General features: G+C 33.7%; 2 protein-coding genes. Both read right to left on the bottom strand.

Annotation, left to right across the window (positions count from 1 at the left end; genetic code table 11):
* The coding region (locus tag JO950_RS21885; RefSeq protein WP_202704536.1) for a hypothetical protein at positions 1-246 on the bottom strand (246 nt) is incomplete at its 3' end.
* Positions 247-268: 22 nt separating this feature from the next.
* Positions 269-1,153 (bottom strand): RHS repeat-associated core domain-containing protein (locus JO950_RS22400; protein WP_237732430.1); only part of this gene is annotated, 885 nt, incomplete at its 5' end.

Here is a 1,153-nt window from a genome sequence, read left to right as displayed (position 1 = left end):
CGTATCAACCTTTACTATACTATCGTAAAAGTTTTTATCAAACTTGTCTATTAATCTTTCTTTAAATTTTGGATTTAAATCGTCCTCACTTTCTGCTTCAGCTAGGTGTGTGTCATTAAATTCAGCAACATATTTTTTTTCATAATCTCTAACTGCTAAATTAGTAACATAATCAGTATAGTATTTTAATGCTATTATTAAAATTATTAGACTAAGAGCAATGCTTAAAAACAATTTTCTTTTCATGATTCTATAAATTAAATTTTTCTTACTTAGGTTCTGCAATATCTTTTAAAGTTACTGGGTCAATTTCTACAGGTTGCCAATTCCATGGTCGACTACCTACTTTTTCACCACCTCTATATATATTCCACACTCCTTTTTCATGCTTGTTTGAACCACTAAAAAACATACCAGAATCATTATCGTTGGAAGGTGAAACATTCCTAGTTGGTCCAACAAAAATTACATTCGATAATTCTTCAATACCAGAAGCCTTTTCCAGAATACCTCCTTCTGCTCCATTTCTACAGGCATAAGAAATAAAAGTTCCTCCATCTCTTTTTATTTCAACCCATCTTTCACCTACCGATGATTTGGTTAAAAAATTGTCAAGACCATCTGCAAATATTCTAGTACCATCCTTTTTGGTTCCTCTGTAGGTCAAATGTCCATTATATCCATGTCCAAAAAATCTTAGTGCATCATCCGTTACATTATCCATTAATGCGTATGCTGTTCTTACCAAACTTTGCTCCGCTACAGTACGTTTTGAGTATGTCTTATGAAAACCATTCAAAAAGGCTGGTGGTTTTCCATTAATAGAATTGGTATGATAAGCAATTGCATCTGCCTGATTTGATATTTCACCTGTATCCTTATTTGTATATTGTCCCGTATCCCAATCGTAATATATTCCTGATTGTCCTGCTCGTGGAGCCATTCCATCGGGGTCGATAAAATAAACAGGATTATTAAACGCATAATTATAAGGACTAAACCTTCTCATTTGTTCTGCCAGAGGGTCGATATTCATCCATCTACCAAGCGCAGGGTCATAATTTCTAGCTCCATAGTCATACATATTAAGTTCCAGCTCATCTTGAAGTTCTTTTCCGTTGTACTTATACTTATTACTTGTAGGTACATAATC

This window comes from Flavobacterium sp. UGB4466, from assembly GCF_903469665.1.
Taxonomy (GTDB): domain Bacteria; phylum Bacteroidota; class Bacteroidia; order Flavobacteriales; family Flavobacteriaceae; genus Flavobacterium; species Flavobacterium lipolyticum.
The sequence above is the reverse complement of the archived record's forward strand: the minus strand, read 5'-3'. Positions and strand labels throughout refer to the sequence as shown.